At 43.2% G+C, this 15752-nt stretch carries 13 protein-coding genes; 4 read left to right on the top strand and 9 right to left on the bottom strand.

The window, feature by feature from the left end:
• The first annotated feature begins 5 nt into the window (after nucleotides 1-5).
• Together LHL20_RS21110 and LHL20_RS17775 are read left to right on the top strand one after the other, a co-directional pair.
• On the top strand, nucleotides 6-131 hold the full coding sequence (locus tag LHL20_RS21110) for a hypothetical protein (protein ID WP_264180995.1): 126 nt from the start codon (nucleotides 6-8) through the stop codon (nucleotides 129-131).
• An 87-nt stretch (nucleotides 132-218) separates the two neighbouring features.
• Nucleotides 219-1322 carry a hypothetical protein gene (locus tag LHL20_RS17775; RefSeq protein WP_020744630.1) on the top strand — a complete coding sequence of 368 codons (1104 nt, stop codon included), beginning with the start codon at nucleotides 219-221 and terminating at the stop codon, nucleotides 1320-1322.
• Nucleotides 1323-1596: 274 nt separating this feature from the next.
• On the opposite strand, the gene LHL20_RS17770 is transcribed toward LHL20_RS17775, so the two are convergent.
• From LHL20_RS17770 to LHL20_RS17730, 9 genes are all read right to left on the bottom strand, one after another.
• The gene (locus LHL20_RS17770; protein ID WP_020744863.1) at nucleotides 1597-2295 is read right to left on the bottom strand and encodes a heparan-alpha-glucosaminide N-acetyltransferase; all 699 of its coding nucleotides are present in this window, start codon (nucleotides 2293-2295) and stop codon (nucleotides 1597-1599) included.
• A gap of 14 nt (nucleotides 2296-2309) precedes the next feature.
• Nucleotides 2310-2792 (bottom strand): YybH family protein, encoded by a 483-nt coding sequence (locus tag LHL20_RS17765; RefSeq protein WP_069945558.1) that lies wholly within the window; start codon nucleotides 2790-2792, stop codon nucleotides 2310-2312.
• A gap of 34 nt (nucleotides 2793-2826) precedes the next feature.
• Entirely contained in the window at nucleotides 2827-3306 is a 480-nt protein-coding gene (locus tag LHL20_RS17760) for a YybH family protein (protein WP_061487037.1), read from the bottom strand.
• A gap of 11 nt (nucleotides 3307-3317) precedes the next feature.
• On the bottom strand, nucleotides 3318-4232 hold the full coding sequence (locus LHL20_RS17755; protein WP_049587497.1) for a copper resistance D family protein: 915 nt from the start codon (nucleotides 4230-4232) through the stop codon (nucleotides 3318-3320).
• An 8-nt stretch (nucleotides 4233-4240) separates the two neighbouring features.
• The gene (locus tag LHL20_RS17750) at nucleotides 4241-4633 is read right to left on the bottom strand and encodes a copper resistance CopC family protein (protein ID WP_012516837.1); all 393 of its coding nucleotides are present in this window, start codon (nucleotides 4631-4633) and stop codon (nucleotides 4241-4243) included.
• A 257-nt stretch (nucleotides 4634-4890) separates the two neighbouring features.
• Nucleotides 4891-8028, bottom strand: coding sequence for an efflux RND transporter permease subunit (locus LHL20_RS17745; RefSeq protein WP_226434252.1), 3138 nt, complete (start codon nucleotides 8026-8028; stop codon nucleotides 4891-4893).
• On the bottom strand, nucleotides 8025-10043 hold the full coding sequence (locus tag LHL20_RS17740; RefSeq protein WP_015066002.1) for an efflux RND transporter periplasmic adaptor subunit: 2019 nt from the start codon (nucleotides 10041-10043) through the stop codon (nucleotides 8025-8027). The genes LHL20_RS17745 and LHL20_RS17740 overlap by 4 nt, the downstream gene beginning before the upstream one ends.
• On the bottom strand, nucleotides 10040-11404 hold the full coding sequence (locus LHL20_RS17735) for a TolC family protein (protein WP_014996986.1): 1365 nt from the start codon (nucleotides 11402-11404) through the stop codon (nucleotides 10040-10042). Before LHL20_RS17735 ends, LHL20_RS17740 begins: the two co-directional genes overlap by 4 nt.
• The gene (locus tag LHL20_RS17730) at nucleotides 11404-11913 is read right to left on the bottom strand and encodes a DUF411 domain-containing protein (protein ID WP_012516831.1); all 510 of its coding nucleotides are present in this window, start codon (nucleotides 11911-11913) and stop codon (nucleotides 11404-11406) included. The genes LHL20_RS17735 and LHL20_RS17730 overlap by 1 nt, the downstream gene beginning before the upstream one ends.
• 747 nt (nucleotides 11914-12660) lie before the next feature.
• Between LHL20_RS17730 and LHL20_RS17725 the strand changes: the two genes are divergently transcribed.
• Nucleotides 12661-13344: a heavy metal response regulator transcription factor gene (locus LHL20_RS17725; protein ID WP_012516830.1), complete on the top strand. Its 684-nt coding sequence runs from the start codon at nucleotides 12661-12663 to the stop codon at nucleotides 13342-13344.
• The gene (locus LHL20_RS17720; RefSeq protein WP_015066001.1) at nucleotides 13328-14734 is read left to right on the top strand and encodes a heavy metal sensor histidine kinase; all 1407 of its coding nucleotides are present in this window, start codon (nucleotides 13328-13330) and stop codon (nucleotides 14732-14734) included. The genes LHL20_RS17725 and LHL20_RS17720 overlap by 17 nt, the downstream gene beginning before the upstream one ends.
• The last annotated feature ends 1018 nt before the right edge of the window (nucleotides 14735-15752 follow it).

Below are 15752 nucleotides of genomic sequence, written 5' to 3'. Positions count from 1 at the left end.
AATTTATGAAAAGATGGATATGTTTGTTTCTTGTGATGTCATCATCGCTCGCACATCCAAATGATCGTGAGCATGGCGATTTTTACAGAGGATTAACTGGTCTTAAAGTACAAATTGATGACGCGTATTAGAAAATTTCAGAGGCTTCTGACGCAGAGTTACGTGAGTTGAGTGCTCAAGAGTTAGAGCAGGTAAAGCAGTCGTTGCAGGTTCTCAACATGCAAGACATTCGAATGCAATTGCAACCTCATTTAAATCAACTGCACAAATCAACTAAATCTGAAACACTACTCGCGTCTAGAGATTTCACAAATGAAACCAGTCGAAACCTTGCAACAATGGCGCTGGCACTTATTTCGCTGTTGGTCGCCATGATTTCAGCGGCAATTGCTTGGATGAACCATGTTCAAAGTTCGCGAACGAAGGCAGTTAAAGATGAAGCTGAGAGCGACTTAGTTGCCTTGAGAGAAGCAACGGATCGTGAACTGATCGAACTACAAATGAACACGCAGCGGCAAATTAATTCACTGACTGAGAGGCACGAAAACGATATTGTTCGCCTCACTCAAGATCATAAGGAAGAAGTAAGGCGTCTTGAGCAATTAAATTTAGACAAGGTTCAACATGCAGAAACAGCATTTGAAAATCTAATGGGAGAAACAGAAACACAAAATGGGCTGATATTTAAAAATCTAGCGGTCTCCATATATCTTCGCCGGTTCTTAGTGGAAGATGGTTACGATCGGTTTTTTAACGACTTAACGCTTATTTCAATTGATGAAACAGCAACGGTTCGGTGTGATCCAAGCATATTAAGAGAAGTGATTTCAATTCAAGAGCACGCAATTTCACGGTTTGAAAAAGTCAAAAACAAGCTAGAAGATGCTAAAATGCTGTATTACGAAGCATTACTAGATCTTGCGTTTTATGAGGCTGAAATGTCGCGGTTTGGTATATTGAATGTCGATGCAACACAACGGATCAATGAAAACCTTGTTGCTTTTGAGCAGAATGTACTCTTTTGGTTAAACGAAGAACGAAGCGAATACAAAACACCAGAGCGGTTACCGCGTTTCATTTTTCGCGTAATCTGCATGGTAGACAGCTTGGTTTTTATCAGGGGATGTTTGAAACTTCACGAAATATCTGAAGAAAAACCCGCTAAAGACGAAATGTTATCACAAGTGTCTGCATTGCTAGTAGAAAACGATATGGCTACTGTAAGACAAATAACTGACGTAATAGATTCAAATGAATGTAGCTCTTTGTGGTCAAAATACACCAACTTCAAAGAAGAACGGCCAAAACTGTTCGAGTATTAACGGTAGTCTGGGTTTGTTGGCACTAAAAGCACAATCTTCTCCGAATTAGTCTTGCGTTGCTGTAAACACATTAGCGTTGATAACAAGATTATATCGACACATGCATTTGCGCGCAAGCGCATATGCGTGTATTAAGCATTGCTCTGCTGCCTTGACTCTCCCCCCCCCCCCCAAAAAAAAATGTGCACATCTCATCGTAATCTTATGTCTGCAGCAGCATAGCGGATATTAGTTACTGAAGGTGATTAATGGCAAAGTAAAAGAAGGTGTATAGTTACACCGATGAGCTCAACCAATAGATAGTACCAAACAGCGCAAAAAAGATAGGTTGATGCAATATGTAAACCACTAAACTATGCCGTCCGAGAAGAGTCAACTTATTCGGAATATTCCATTTTGCAACAGGATCAAATCCGCTTTTCAAAACGTGCCCTATCGCAATACCAAACAATACCACACCTATCCATGGAAAAATCGCAACGTAATCGTTTGGAGAATGAGGTAGTGACAAACTGATCAGATTAAATGGCCATTTACTGGATACGAGGCCACTGTTAAACAACGTGACCGCAACAAAACCCAACAACAGCGACAATATGGGTTTTCGAATCAACGGAACACACAAAACACTTGCTACTACAATAAAATGCAATACGCCAAAGAATATCCAGTTTGCATTAAAAAAATAATACGTAAAAAGCGATATTACCGCGGCCCAGAACGCTATGGAAAACAGCCGCAGTAAAAACATTTTTAGATTAAATTTTCGAAAATTCCCGAGCACGAGCGACGCGCCTACACTCACAAAGAAGAGCGTCAATATTACATACCGAAACTCCCTCCACCCTTTTCCATTGGGGACATTCCAATCAACCCAACCAAAAAAACGAAGATCGTAAGCAAAATGGAATACAACCATCAATACAATGGCTAACGTTCGTATTGCATCCAATGTGATATTGCGATTTTGCACGGAATTCAACGTTGTTAATGGTGCTTATGTGGCTTGTTATCACGGGTGGATGAATGCGAATGAATGACCTTCCATCCTTCATCAGTTCGGCGAAACAAATAGGTTTGAAATCCTTTTTTATCAAAAACTGCGCCGGTTTTGCGCACTTCTCCTGAAACATTTACTGTCGTAATTGCCCAAGCGAAGTCTCCTTCAACGTTTGTTTCGATATCTAGAATATCAATGGTCAATCGTTTCAATACCTCTTTTTCCGGCTCTACATGATTTTTGACCAAATCCTCTAACCCTTTATTCTGACCGCCTGACTCAATGTAACGCGCACCTACCTGGCCAAGATAATGTTGATAGAACGGCATACCGTTACCAGACTCCCACCCCTTTTCAATATCTTGGATCATTTCTAGTATCTCGGTTTCGTCGTTCGTTTGCTCAGACGCATAAATGTATGGTGATGTGGCTAAAAAAATAACAACGCAGCTTGCATAGAAAAGTTTCATCGTTTTGACCTTTTTATTTTAGTTTGGTGGGGAGTTAGTGAGACCAATGAATATGACTGATTTTCCACTGTCCATTGATCAGCGTTAAAAAGAGCGTTTCATTGCCTGTCCTATCAATATCTCGACCTTTATAGTTTCCAGAAGTGTGACTTCTTGAAATGGAGACAGCTGTATTACCATGCACACGAACATGATGCTCAATCGTCTTCGTGGTTACGGCAGATGAAAATTGCATGTCTGCTTGCAAATGATGTGCACGATATTCGTCGGCACTGCGCTCAATTCTGCCACCTTCCAAAATAAGGACATTATCGGCAAGTAAGCTCATGACTGTCTCTGCATTAGCGTCGGAGAGTGCTTTGTGGAATTGTTTTGCTATTATTCCTGCGTCGGAGTCTAGCCCTGAGAACATAGGACTATTGCTGGTGTCGTTATGCGATTTATCATGAGCATTAACACTGTTAGTTAATAGCAAAGGAACGAGTATGATTGACAACAAGTAGATTTTTTTCATTTTGTGTTTCTTCAATAATTGGGGCCTACGGCGGTACTTAACACCACCGTCACCATTAAAATAGATATCCCTATACAAAGTTCGATTTGGATTGATTTTTGAAGCGTTCGAGGACTGGTTATGCCGGTTAAAAGCTGAGGAGCCAATCGCAGTTTGTGTAACAACGCGATCAGAAAGATGGCACCAACAAACAACAGCTTAACAAGCAATACAAAGCCGTAGTTTGTGTCAAGCAAACTGCTAACAGAACGCACAAGTTGCCAAGCCAGTAGTAAACCAGCAATAATTAACCCCCCAATGGGGTATACAGCCGATTTCCCAAATTTTGTCATGACGAGGTGCAAATTGGGGTTAGAAAGCGCTACGCACGTCCTTGAAAGAGGCCAGAGTGAACCCACCCACGCGAGCGCAATAACGGCATGAGCAGCCAGGATAAACTTGAAACTAGGTTGTAACTGTTGAGTATGCCCAGTTAATGTAAATGTATACCCAAATCCTGCCAACGCAATAACAATGAAAATTCCAAGAGAGCGATTTGAAATAAAAGCATTTTTTCTAATTGAATGACCTAAGTAGGTTAAATATAGTAGCGCACTTGCGAACAGCACTAGTCGACTTTTTGCAACATCTCCGAGCGTTGAATGCGCGACCATCTCTCGCATAACGGGGTCAAACATACCAGCGTATCCAGATTGAGCGAGCTGCCCAACCTGAAACAAAAAGTCAAAAGCACTAAAAATGATGCCAATGACCGCAAACAAACGCATGTGCCTTGTTACCGTTGTTTGTAAGCTTGCGGGTAGAGTAAATTTGGTGTCAGTATCAGTATTGGTAATGCACAAAATCCAACCACCACCAAGCAGCGCTGATACGCCGAGATAAACACCAAACTTTGAAATCAACAACCCCAACTGCCAAATGTCCATAGCGTCCTCTAATGGTTGCCGTGCGTGCTGTCGTGCTTTTTATCGTTATGTTTCATCATTGAAGCATGCACCATAAAACTAAAAGCCCCTTCCATTTTGTGACCGTCCTGACCTAGCAACATCCAATTGACAGTGTATGTATCTACTGGTAATCCGGGTAATTCGTAACTAAAGGCACTAGCGAGTTCCGTACTTGGCTTAAACTCAAACGGAATGGTTTCCCCACTTTTTGATTGCAACGTTACTCTAGCCAACCTTACAGGCTTGGTAAAAACCAATGATAGTTCAGGTGGAGATGACATCAACATCGCATTATCCTTAGGTGTAGATGTCTTAAGTGTTGTGTGAGCAAAAGTAGAAAAACTTAAGGCTACCATGAGCATTGAAAAGATTAGTTTCATTTGAAGTCTCCTTAGACTTGATGGGTTATAGATGACACAAATGCTTCAATATTGATGGCATTTGGGTCAATGGTATTGTCGATCAGCAAGCCTGTGACGTCTTTCATCATCGCGCTGGGCCCAGGTAAAAAAATGTTCACCCTGAATGTAGTAGATATCAAACCAGACCATGTAAAGGCCGCTTAACGACCAAAACAACACCTGCCCGCCGACTAGCAGCATAAGCCAACGATGTGAACGGCGAACAGGTCCTTTCATTACGCAACGACAGCCAAGTATTTAAGCTGTTGTTTGCGCCATATTAAATAAATGGCAGGCAGTATGAGTAGTGTCAGAATAATCGCACTAACCATTCCTCCCACCATCGGCGCGGCAATCCGACTCATGACTTCGGACCCCGTACCAGAGCCATATAAAACCGGCAGCAATCCAAAGATGATAGTGGCCGTTGTCATCATGACGGGACGAACACGCAATCCTGCACCGTGCAGTACTGCCTCGGTCAACATCTCGGCGCTCGGTAAGGTACCCCCTTCTTTGCATCTATCCATCAGTGCCTGATATTCATGATTGAGATATACAAGCATAATGACTCCTATTTCTACAGCGACACCGGCCAAGGCAATGAAACCTACGCCTACGGCCACGGAGAAATTAAAGCCTTCGATGTACATAAGCCATATGCTGCCAACCATCGACAATGGCAACGTCCCCATAATAATCGCCACTTCAATGAAGTTTCGGAAGTTGAGGTACAATATAATAACGATTATAGCGAGCGTCAAAGGCACAACGTAAGTGAGCTTCTCCTTTGCCCTTAACATATACTCGTATTGGCCAGACCAATTAATTGAATAGCCGGCGGGTAAAACGAGTTGTTCAGCAACAACTTGCTGCGCGGTAGCCACATACGTGCCTATGTCTACACCATCGATGTCAACATACACCCATCCATTGAGCCGCGCGTTTTCACTCTTGATACCCGGTGGTCCGTCTTCGATGTAGACGTCAGCAACATCAGCTAAGGCTATACGTTTTCCTTGTGGTGTCACTACAGGTAACAAAGAAAGCGACTCTGGAGAGCTTCGGTATGACTGCGGATAACGAATATTTACTGGATAGCGCTCCAGCCCTTCTACACTCTGTGTTACGTTAACACCGCCAATTGCACTAGAGACAATTTGCTGAACATCAGCGATATTGAGCCCATATCGGGCGGCTTTTTCGCGATCAATGTCGACTTTCAAGTAGCGACCGCCAGCGACGCGTTCAGAATACACTGAAGCCGTGCCATCGACGTCAGTTAATATTGACTCAATTTGTTGGCCGATTTTTTGAATTTCCATTAGATCGGGACCACCAATTTTAATCCCAACAGGGGTTTTAATTCCTGTGGCAAGCATGTCAATTCGGGTTTTTATTGGCATCACCCATGCGTTGGTTAAGCCCGGTAAATTGACCACTGCATCAAACTCTTTAATAAGGTCCTGCGTGGTCATCCCTTCTCGCCATTGTTCTTTGGGTTTCAATTGAATGAATGTCTCAATCATGGTCAGTGGCGCGGGGTCCGTCGCCGTATCCGCCCGCCCTACTTTGCCAAATACCGTTTCTACTTCTGGTACGGTTTTTATTAATTTGTTGGTCTGTTGAAGAAGCTCTCGTGCCTTCCCGATTGATATGCCGGCATAGGTGGTTGGCATATACATCAAATCGCCTTCGTCAAGCGGGGGAATAAATTCACTACCAATTTTATCAATTGGCCAAACCCCGATAGCCAAGACAATCAATGCTGCGACCATCGTTGACTTTGGAAAGCGCAAAACTGTCTTGAGCGTCGGTATGTATAAAAACGTTAAAAACTTGTTGACTGGGTTTTTGTGTTCAGGCAACACCTTTCCACGTACAAAATACCCCATTAAGACTGGGACCAGTGTAATCGCAAGTGCCGCTGATGCAGCCATTGCATATGTTTTCGTATAAGCAAGAGGGGAAAACATCCTCCCTTCCTGGGCCTCAAGCGTAAAAACAGGTACAAAACTAACCGTAATGATCAACAAACTGAAAAATAACGCAGGTCCAACTTCGACCGCAGAATCGATAACAACCTGCCAGCGATTTTCCTTGGTAAGAGGCGTCTTTTCCATGTGTTTGTGCATATTTTCAATCATAACGATCGCACCATCACTCATGGCGCCAATGGCAATAGCAATGCCGCCCAACGACATGATATTGGCATTGATACCTTGCATATACATAACGATTAGCGCGGTAATGATCCCAACAGGAATACTGATGATAGCGACGAGTGACGACCGAACATGAAAAAGAAAGGCGACACATACCAAAGCGACTACGATAAACTCTTCTAATAGTTTTGAAGCTAGGTTATCAACGGCCCTTTCAATTAATGCGGAACGGTCATAAACAGTGACCACCTCAACGCCATCAGGTAGTCCTTTTTTTAAGTCCTCTAGTTTTGCTTTGACGCCATCTATCGTTTTTTGAGCATTCTCGCCAAAACGCATCACGACAATACCGCCGACTGTTTCCCCTTCGCCGTTTAGCTCTGCTATACCGCGGCGCATTTGTGGACCGATATCTACAGTGGCAATATCCCTTATTAAAAGCGGTGTGCCATTGTCATTGACGCCAAGAGGAATGGTTTCGATATCCTTCTTATCAGAAATATACCCCGTGGCACGAACCATGTACTCAGCTTCTGCAAGCTCCACTACAGAGGCCCCAACTTCTTGATTTCCTCGCTTTATTGCCATCTGAATATGAGAAAGCGGTATACCGTAAGCGCGGAGTTTTTCAGGATCTACTTTCACTTGATACTGTTTCACCATACCCCCTAGCGCCGAGACTTCGGACACGCCAGGCACAGTTTGGAGCTCAAATTTCAAGAACCAGTCTTGCAAACTGCGTAATTGAGAAATATCGTGTTGGCCGGTTCTGTCGACCAATGCATACAGATAAACCCAACCAACGCCTGTGGCATCTGGACCTAATTGCGGCCTGGCGTTTTCAGGTAGATTGGGGGCAACTTGCGATAAATATTCAAGCACCCTGCTTCTTGCCCAATATAAGTCGGTATCATCATCAAAAATGATATAAACGTAGGAGTCACCGAAAAACGAATAACCTCGAACCGTTTGTGCACCCGGTACGGAAAGCATGGCGGTCGTTAGCGGGTACGTTACCTGATCTTCTACAACTTGTGGCGCTTGACCAGGATAACTCGTTTTGATTATCACTTGGACATCGGATAAATCTGGGATCGCGTCTACTGGCGTATTTTTCATTGTAACTAAACCGCCACCGACTATGATGATGGTTGCGAGTAAAACAAAGAAGCGGTTTGAGACCGACCAACGTATGATTGCTTCTATCATTCGTGCGCTCCTTCATGTTGGCTGTGATCCATCGTTCCTTTATCAGATGCTTGTATATGTAATGTGGTAATAACGTACGCACCGTCTTGGGTTTTGGTAATTTCGATGTGCAGTCGCATACCAGCGGTAATGTCAGATAAATCAATCTCATTAGCGACGTTGAAATCCATTGTCATTGCAGGCCAATCCCACGCCTCAATAGGGTCATGTTCAAGGCTTAACTGGTTGTTAGCACTCATCACTGCATTGACCGTTGCTTGAGTCCACACAGCGTCGACAGCGGTACTTGTTTCACTACTTGCCTCTTCAACAACATGAATGGTAGAAACAAGATATTCGCCACTTGAGGATTTTGAAATTTCAATATGCGCAAGCGTTCCAGAGGCCAAATCAGACAAGGTTATGTTATCTGCCACATTAAAATCCATCGTCATCGCGGGCCAATCCCACTCTTTTATCGCGGGATGATCGACATTTATCATTCGATGCCCATCCATTACAGAATTAATCTTGACTTCAGCCCAAACGCTTTCAGACATCGTCGCCTGTGTACTTTGTGCTGAATCGATAATGTGCACGGTTGTCACCACATATTGACCATCAGTTTGCTTACTGATCTCGATATGTGCCGATGAACCACCTTTGACCGTTGCTAAATTGATATGCTCCGCTACCACAAAATCCATGGTCATCGACGGCCAATCCCATTCTGGAATTGGACCATGTTTTGCAGTTATCATGTTGTGAGAAGGCATCACGTCTGTGATCATCACCTCTGTGAAGACCGATGTTGGACTTTCTTCAGGGGGTTCCATTCGCTTAAAGTCAGAGCTAATACTGCTCTCTGAATCAAGCATAAATTGAGCGGAGGTGACAATGCTGTCACCATCGATCAGTCCTTCAAGTACTTCTGTAAACTCGTCAACCACTCGCCCAATTTTGATTGCAACTGATTTAAATTTTCCATCTCCCAATGCCAATACAACGCGATTTTGATTGCCTGTTCGAATAACCGCTTCGGTTGGCACGATCAAGTTGGTCGAATCCATATCAGAGTGGATAGTCACTTGAGCGAACATGTTCGGCTTTAACGTATAATCTTGATTAGCAAAGCGAAGACGCACACGCAGTGTGCGGGTACTCTGTTCAAGGGTTGGGTAGACGTAGTCTACAACGCCTTGCCACGTCTTTCCGGGGAGGAAATCTAATGTCATAGTAACAGGCAACCCTTCCACTATTTGGGCGGTTTGTCGCTCAAATACCTCTGCATCAACCCAAACCTCATCCAATGCACCAATCGACATGACTGTAACGCCAGGTTTTATAAAGAAACCTTCTCGAATGTTTAAATTATCTACGAATCCGGTTTGGGGCGCGGAAAAGGTAACGGTTTGCTGAACATTTTTTGTTTTTGTTAACGTCTCCACGACGTCTTCAGGCACTTGCAATGCATTTAAGCGAGAACGAGCAGCTACGATCAGATCTTTGTTGTTTCTGCGCATAGCAAGCAGCAATTCTTCTTGTGCATTCACTAACTCAGGCGAGTATAGAGAGTAAAGTGGTTCCCCTTTTTTAACATATTCTCCAGATGCTTTTACATGCAGTGTTTCTATCCAGCCTTCAACGCGAGGATGCACATGGATTAATGTTTCTTCGTTGTATTGAACGTACCCGACAGTTCTAATAGGGACATGCAGCGCGCGGCGCTGCACTTTCGCAGTTCGAACACCAAGATTGTTCTCCACATTTGGCGCTATAGTAATTGTTCCTGGGCCCGCATCACCACTTGAACTTTCTTCGTAGACAGGAATGAGATCCATGCCCATCGGAGACTTTCCTGGTTCGTCTCTGCGGTAATTTGGGTCCATCGGCGCAACCCAATACAACGGTTGCTTCTCTTCGTTTTGCTCATTATTCGCGGTGGATGATGAAGATGGTATCAGAAACGTGAATGCCAACGCAGTCATAATACCGCCTGCTACCCCGCCTATGACGAGTGCTTTAATTGTGCTCATTGTTGTTCTCCGATTTGAGACAAAGGAATACCTGCGTTGGTATCAAAGTAATAGTTGAGTTGAATTTTTGTTTTGACCAAATCCACACTGATATCCAGTGCGTCAATTCTGGCATTAAGATCCGCAATACGAGCACGCACTACCTCAGCAAAGTCTCCTTCGTCGTTGGTATAAGCATTGAGCGATGCCTCAGCTTGCTCTTGCATTTGCTCTAACAATTCGAGTTCGTACAGCGCTTGTCGCTCCATTAATCGCTCATTTTCCGCATATAAAGACTGGATGTATGACATCATTTCTCTGAGGACTAAGCGCTTGTCGGTTTTAATGGCTTCAGATAGGCTTACGGCAGCCGAAACCTCTTGGTCTTGGCGGTTTTCTGTAAAAAGAGGTACATCGAAACTTACACCCATCGATAAAAAATCTGCTCGACTTGTACCGTCGGGCGTGTCGTCTCTGTAGGCGTAACTAGCGTTAACCCCCCATTGTGGCTTGTATTTTTCTTTGGCAAGGTCAATACCGGTTTGGCTGGCGCGAATTCTTTGCTCTATCGAGAGGATCAAAGGGTGTTGATTGAGAACCATTGCAAGCGATTGTTGATCTCTGCGCTCAAGTATTGTTCTCATATTCTGCCCCATGTTTTTGATCTCAGGTAGGGCATGCGGCAACGTTAATCGAGAAAAGGCATCAAATCCCGATTGACTTGGATAATTTTGATCTCTAACTAGCCACTCTAGAAGCTTCCCTGTGGCTCTTTCTTCTAATGCTCGTAGTTTAGTAAGTCGGTCTTCCAACCTTGTTAATTCCAACTTTGCACGAACGATATCTTGCTGATTTACGCGTCCAAAGGCAGTTGAATAATTTGCCTTTGCGATATCGCTGAGCTGTTCAAATAACGCTTTATCTTCATCAATTAGCTTTACACTTTGCTGCGCCCGATATATTTCTAACCATAAGTTTGATACTTGAACGCGTGCTTTGGCCACTCGGTCGGCTCTCATCAGGGGATGCTCTGCTGCTTGCTCCCGCAATTGACGAGACCTTATGGCTAACGAATCACCACGAGGAAACATCTGTGACACACCTACTTTTAGCTGAGTCATGGGCTCTTGATCAAACGCAAAACCATCAGTGGGTACATTTGCTAAACCGATGTTGACAACGGGGTCTGGTAGGCTCGAGGCGACGACACTACTGGACAATGTGGCACGTTCACGATGTGCACTGCTAACGAGCCATGGATCATTTTCTACCGCTATTTCTACTGCACGTTTGAGCGTTAATTTTTCATTCGCGATAGCGGGAGAGACCATCGAGAACGAGAACGCTCCCCAAATAGAAACAAAAAGACAAAACCGGTTCATTAGAATTGCTCCTCATAGGTGTTGACTTCAGCAAAGGTCGTAACTGAACCATCTACATTGAGTTGCAATACAAGGTAAGGTTGGAATCGTTCGTCAACTTCCATGCCCGGCGATCCAATTGGCATGGCTGGAACGCTCAACCCTAAAACCCCTTCAGGAGGGTTTTCTAAAAATTGTTGGATGTATTTTGCGGGTATGTGCCCCTCAAATACAAACCCGTCCTGAGAAAGAGCAGTATGGCAGGAGCGATACTGGGGTTCGACGCCATATTTATCTTTGACTCCGGACATTAGCGTGACATTTGTCACATCTGTCTCAAAGCCATGTTCTTCAACATGTCGCACCCATTTTTGACAACATTTACATGTTCTACTCTTGTAGACATGTAATGTGAATTTCGGTGCCTGTGTTGCAGACTTTGCATCATTCTTTGCCTGCAGTACATCACTGCACGCCGTTAAAAAGAGGACTAAAGAAAACAAAGCCCCAAACGGTATATTTTTGTTCATAAACAACTCTCACATATATTGGATTTTGCACGCTTTACGATGGAAACGTCACGTGCAGTAACTGTTAGTCTTTACATCGACTAATCTAATTACACGAGAGAGTATTTTGGGGGGCGTAAATGTATAGCGATAAAGACTTTATGCAGCCTTGTTTGTTTGCTTAGGGCTGGGGTGTTCAACAGTTTTGGTGTTTCGAAACTCTCCCCAGCCAACATGCCGAGCTGAAAGACTGCCATGGGACAACAGCAATTTTGATTGCAACAACTCTCTGATGCGTCGTGTGATGAGTGGTCCATGTGATGACCGATTCTGTTATCTATTTCATGCACCATATCGCTTGCACATGGCGTAGCTACACTCGCGAAAGACCCGCTTACTTGCACGCTCAACAAAGCGATAACAAAGAGGTATTTGACGAATGAAAGTTTCACTTAAACCTGACTCCTTTAATGAAACGCGTTTTCACGGATTAGCTACGGCAATGAGAATATCAAATGGCCCTGACAGACAGATTACCTTGACATTACAATTTTGTAATCATGAGCGATATTGATAGCGAAAGTGTATTTTTAGTTGAATATTTGCGACTTCGAGCTACGATGTGGCGCGCTCATTAGTATATTGAATACTCTGTTGGTTGCTGGCATACGTTTTATTATTAGTATACTAACAGCATTTTACGATTGCGGTGTATTCAACAGGCTTACTCCATTGAATTAAAGCTATGCAGCAGGTTAATCACACACCATGAAAATACTTGTAGTCGAAGACGAAGTAAAAACGGGCGATTACATCAAACAAGGGCTAATTGAATCCGGCTTTGTTGTAGAATTAGTAAGGACTGGCCTGGATGGTCACCACAAATCGATGATTGGTGATTATGAATTAATCGTACTCGATGTAATGCTGCCCGACATAGAAGGTTGGAAAATCCTGTCTTCATTGAGAGAGTCTGGTAAATTTACACCCGTTCTTTTTTTAACCGCTCGCGATCACGTTAATGACAGAGTCAAAGGACTTGAGTTAGGCGCAGACGATTATTTGGTTAAACCGTTTGCTTTCGCGGAACTCCTCGCAAGAGTGCGCACCTTGATCAGGAGAGGGACTTCTGTCCCTAACAACACGTTACACATTGCAGATTTGGAGCTTGATATCCCTTCTCGCGTTGCGAAGCGCGGTGGCAAAGTAATCAATCTGACGACTAAAGAGTTTACATTGCTTGAACTAATGGTCAGACGTCAAGGTGAAGTATTGCCCCGTTCTTTGATCGCCTCTCAGGTATGGGACATGAATTTTGACAGTGACACGAATGTCATTGATGTCGCTATCCGAAGATTGCGTGCAAAAATTGATGATGACTTTCCTGTAAAGCTAATTCAAACTGTCAGGGGGATGGGCTATAAAATGAGTGTAGATGATAGTAACGAATAAACTAAAACGGCCAAACTCTCTTGCGTTTAGAGTCACTATACTTGTTGGCATTACCGTATTTTTGTGCCTTACAATAATCAGCTTAATCGTTCAACAATCAATTGCAACGCATTTTGCTGAACAGGATGCTGATGAATTAAATGAGGTATTCCATGCTGTAAAACGAAAGCTTAGCGAAGCATACACTGAAAAGGTGGCACCTTCGAGTATCCTCGTTGAAGCAGTGTCTGGTCATCATGGAGTCTATTACCTTGTGCAAAATGAAGATGGAGAATCCGTATTTTCGAGTAAAGGCGTTGACTTGCACAAATACCCCGGTCAATTGTTTGACAACGATCTCATAACGCCTGATATGTTGACACTTTTTTTTGATGGATCCCATATGTTGCGAGCAACTGAAGCTCTCGTGACCGTCAGCACTGGTCAGAATAAGTCTACATACCGTGTTGTGGTAGCCTCCAACATGGAATTTCATATGAATTACATGGAAGACTTTGAAAAGACGTTATGGGGCATTATTTTCGTGTCTGGTTTGATCACGATAATAGTGGCACGTTTTGCTGTGTATCGAGGCCACTCGCCGCTACGAAAACTGAGTAGAAAAATAGGTTCTATTACTGCTGACAAGCTCGATATCCGACTAAATCCTTTAGAGGTACCGGTCGAGCTCGCAGGATTAGTGGGGTCGTTTAATGCTATGATTGAACGACTCGAAGCTGGCTTTGAGCAACTTTCATATTTTTCTGCGGACATTGCGCATGAATTGAGAACACCGGTCACAAACCTGACAACTCAAACGCAGGTTATTCTGAATCAACCGCGCACTGAAAGTGAATATGTTGAAATTTTATATTCTAATTTGGAAGAATACGAACGTATGACCAAGATGGTCAGTGACATGTTACTTCTAGCCAAAACGGAACATGGACTCGTCAAGCCACAGTTAGAGCGACTAAATTGCCGGGCAGAGCTTCAAGAATTAGTTGAGTATTTTGAACTACTGGCAGAAGAAAGACAAATTCAAATTCGCATCCGAGGGGCCGATGCCACAATTGATTGCGATAGGTCCATGTTTCGACAAGCTATGAGTAATCTATTATCAAACGCAATTCGATATTCCTTCGAAAACGCGATTGTTAAGGTAGCAGTATCTACCAACGATGAACATACAAAAATTACCGTTTCAAATCCAGGCCCGAAAATCTCTGATGACCATCTTCAGAGACTTTTTGATCGCTTTTTTAGAGCAGACCCTTCACGAAAAAATCATGGTCAAGGCGTTGGTTTAGGATTGACTATCGCTCGTTCATTGCTTCACATGAACGGAGCTAAACTAACGGTTAGCTCAGATGACAACTTAACCGTATTTGTTGTTTCATTCCACAAATAATCAATCAAACTTCGTCCTGGACTCTAAACAGGTGGTCACTTTCTGAAGCTGATGTATCGGCCACTTCCCCTCATTTGTCATGTTTGCACTTTCCAACACCTGCTTCATAAAACTGGACATTTCATCATTAATCTTAATACAGTTGCTGGTATAGGCTTTACTTGTGTGTATCAACAATTGATCTAACAGTTCGGAATAAGTTGATTAATACCTTCGGAAAAAACCAAGCCTAGAGCCTCACTACCAAATTGGGAAACTCATTTTTCAGTTCCTCAATTATTGGATAAAGAATGATAACCTGCTCACTGTGAAAAACACCTGGAGCCAGATGGAAAACGCACATCTGTCGTGTTGTTTCAGCTGCTATAATAGTCGTCATCATTGACTCATTGTGGCCAATCACACTTAGGACTATTTCATTCGCATCGTTTGAAATTTTCCCACACGCTCGGACGGTGACGCCACAAATATCAGTGCCATTGTGTATGTTTATAAAAAGCCAAAATGCTATTTTTCGAAAAAACGGATTGCACAGGAGCAAAAAATTGGGTTAAAGAAGTTGCACAGTAAGCACCTATGCAGCACGCGCATATCGATTGATCATTTCCTTCGCAGTGCTGTGCATCTTGGTTCTTTTTCTGAATGAAGTGTGTGATTATTTAAATTAGTATGTTCTACGTTTGATAAGGAATCATTTGAGGATATATGAGATTCTGATGTGTCGTGACCATCACATATAATTGGGTTCGTCATAGCAAAGCCATGCTGTGAAAGCAGCGCAGCTATTAGTACTAATTTAAACCATTTATAAATGCCTGACACAAATAAACTCCATCAGTGAGTAAGGAAATAGTAGCGGTATTCCGTTATTCTTACTTTGACGCAGATCAACACAAAAAAGTGCGTAGGGCCTTTAAATATTAAAGCCGTAATCAACTAGTTTAGTACTCTTGATTCATATAGCCTTAAACTACGCTTAGAAAGTACAACATAGCCATCATTTATAGCAATGCTTTTA

Origin of the sequence: Alteromonas sp. McT4-15 (assembly GCF_020515205.1) — a bacterium.
Taxonomy (GTDB): domain Bacteria; phylum Pseudomonadota; class Gammaproteobacteria; order Enterobacterales; family Alteromonadaceae; genus Alteromonas.
Note: the sequence above shows the minus strand (reverse complement) of the source record. Positions and strands in the feature narration are given on the sequence as shown.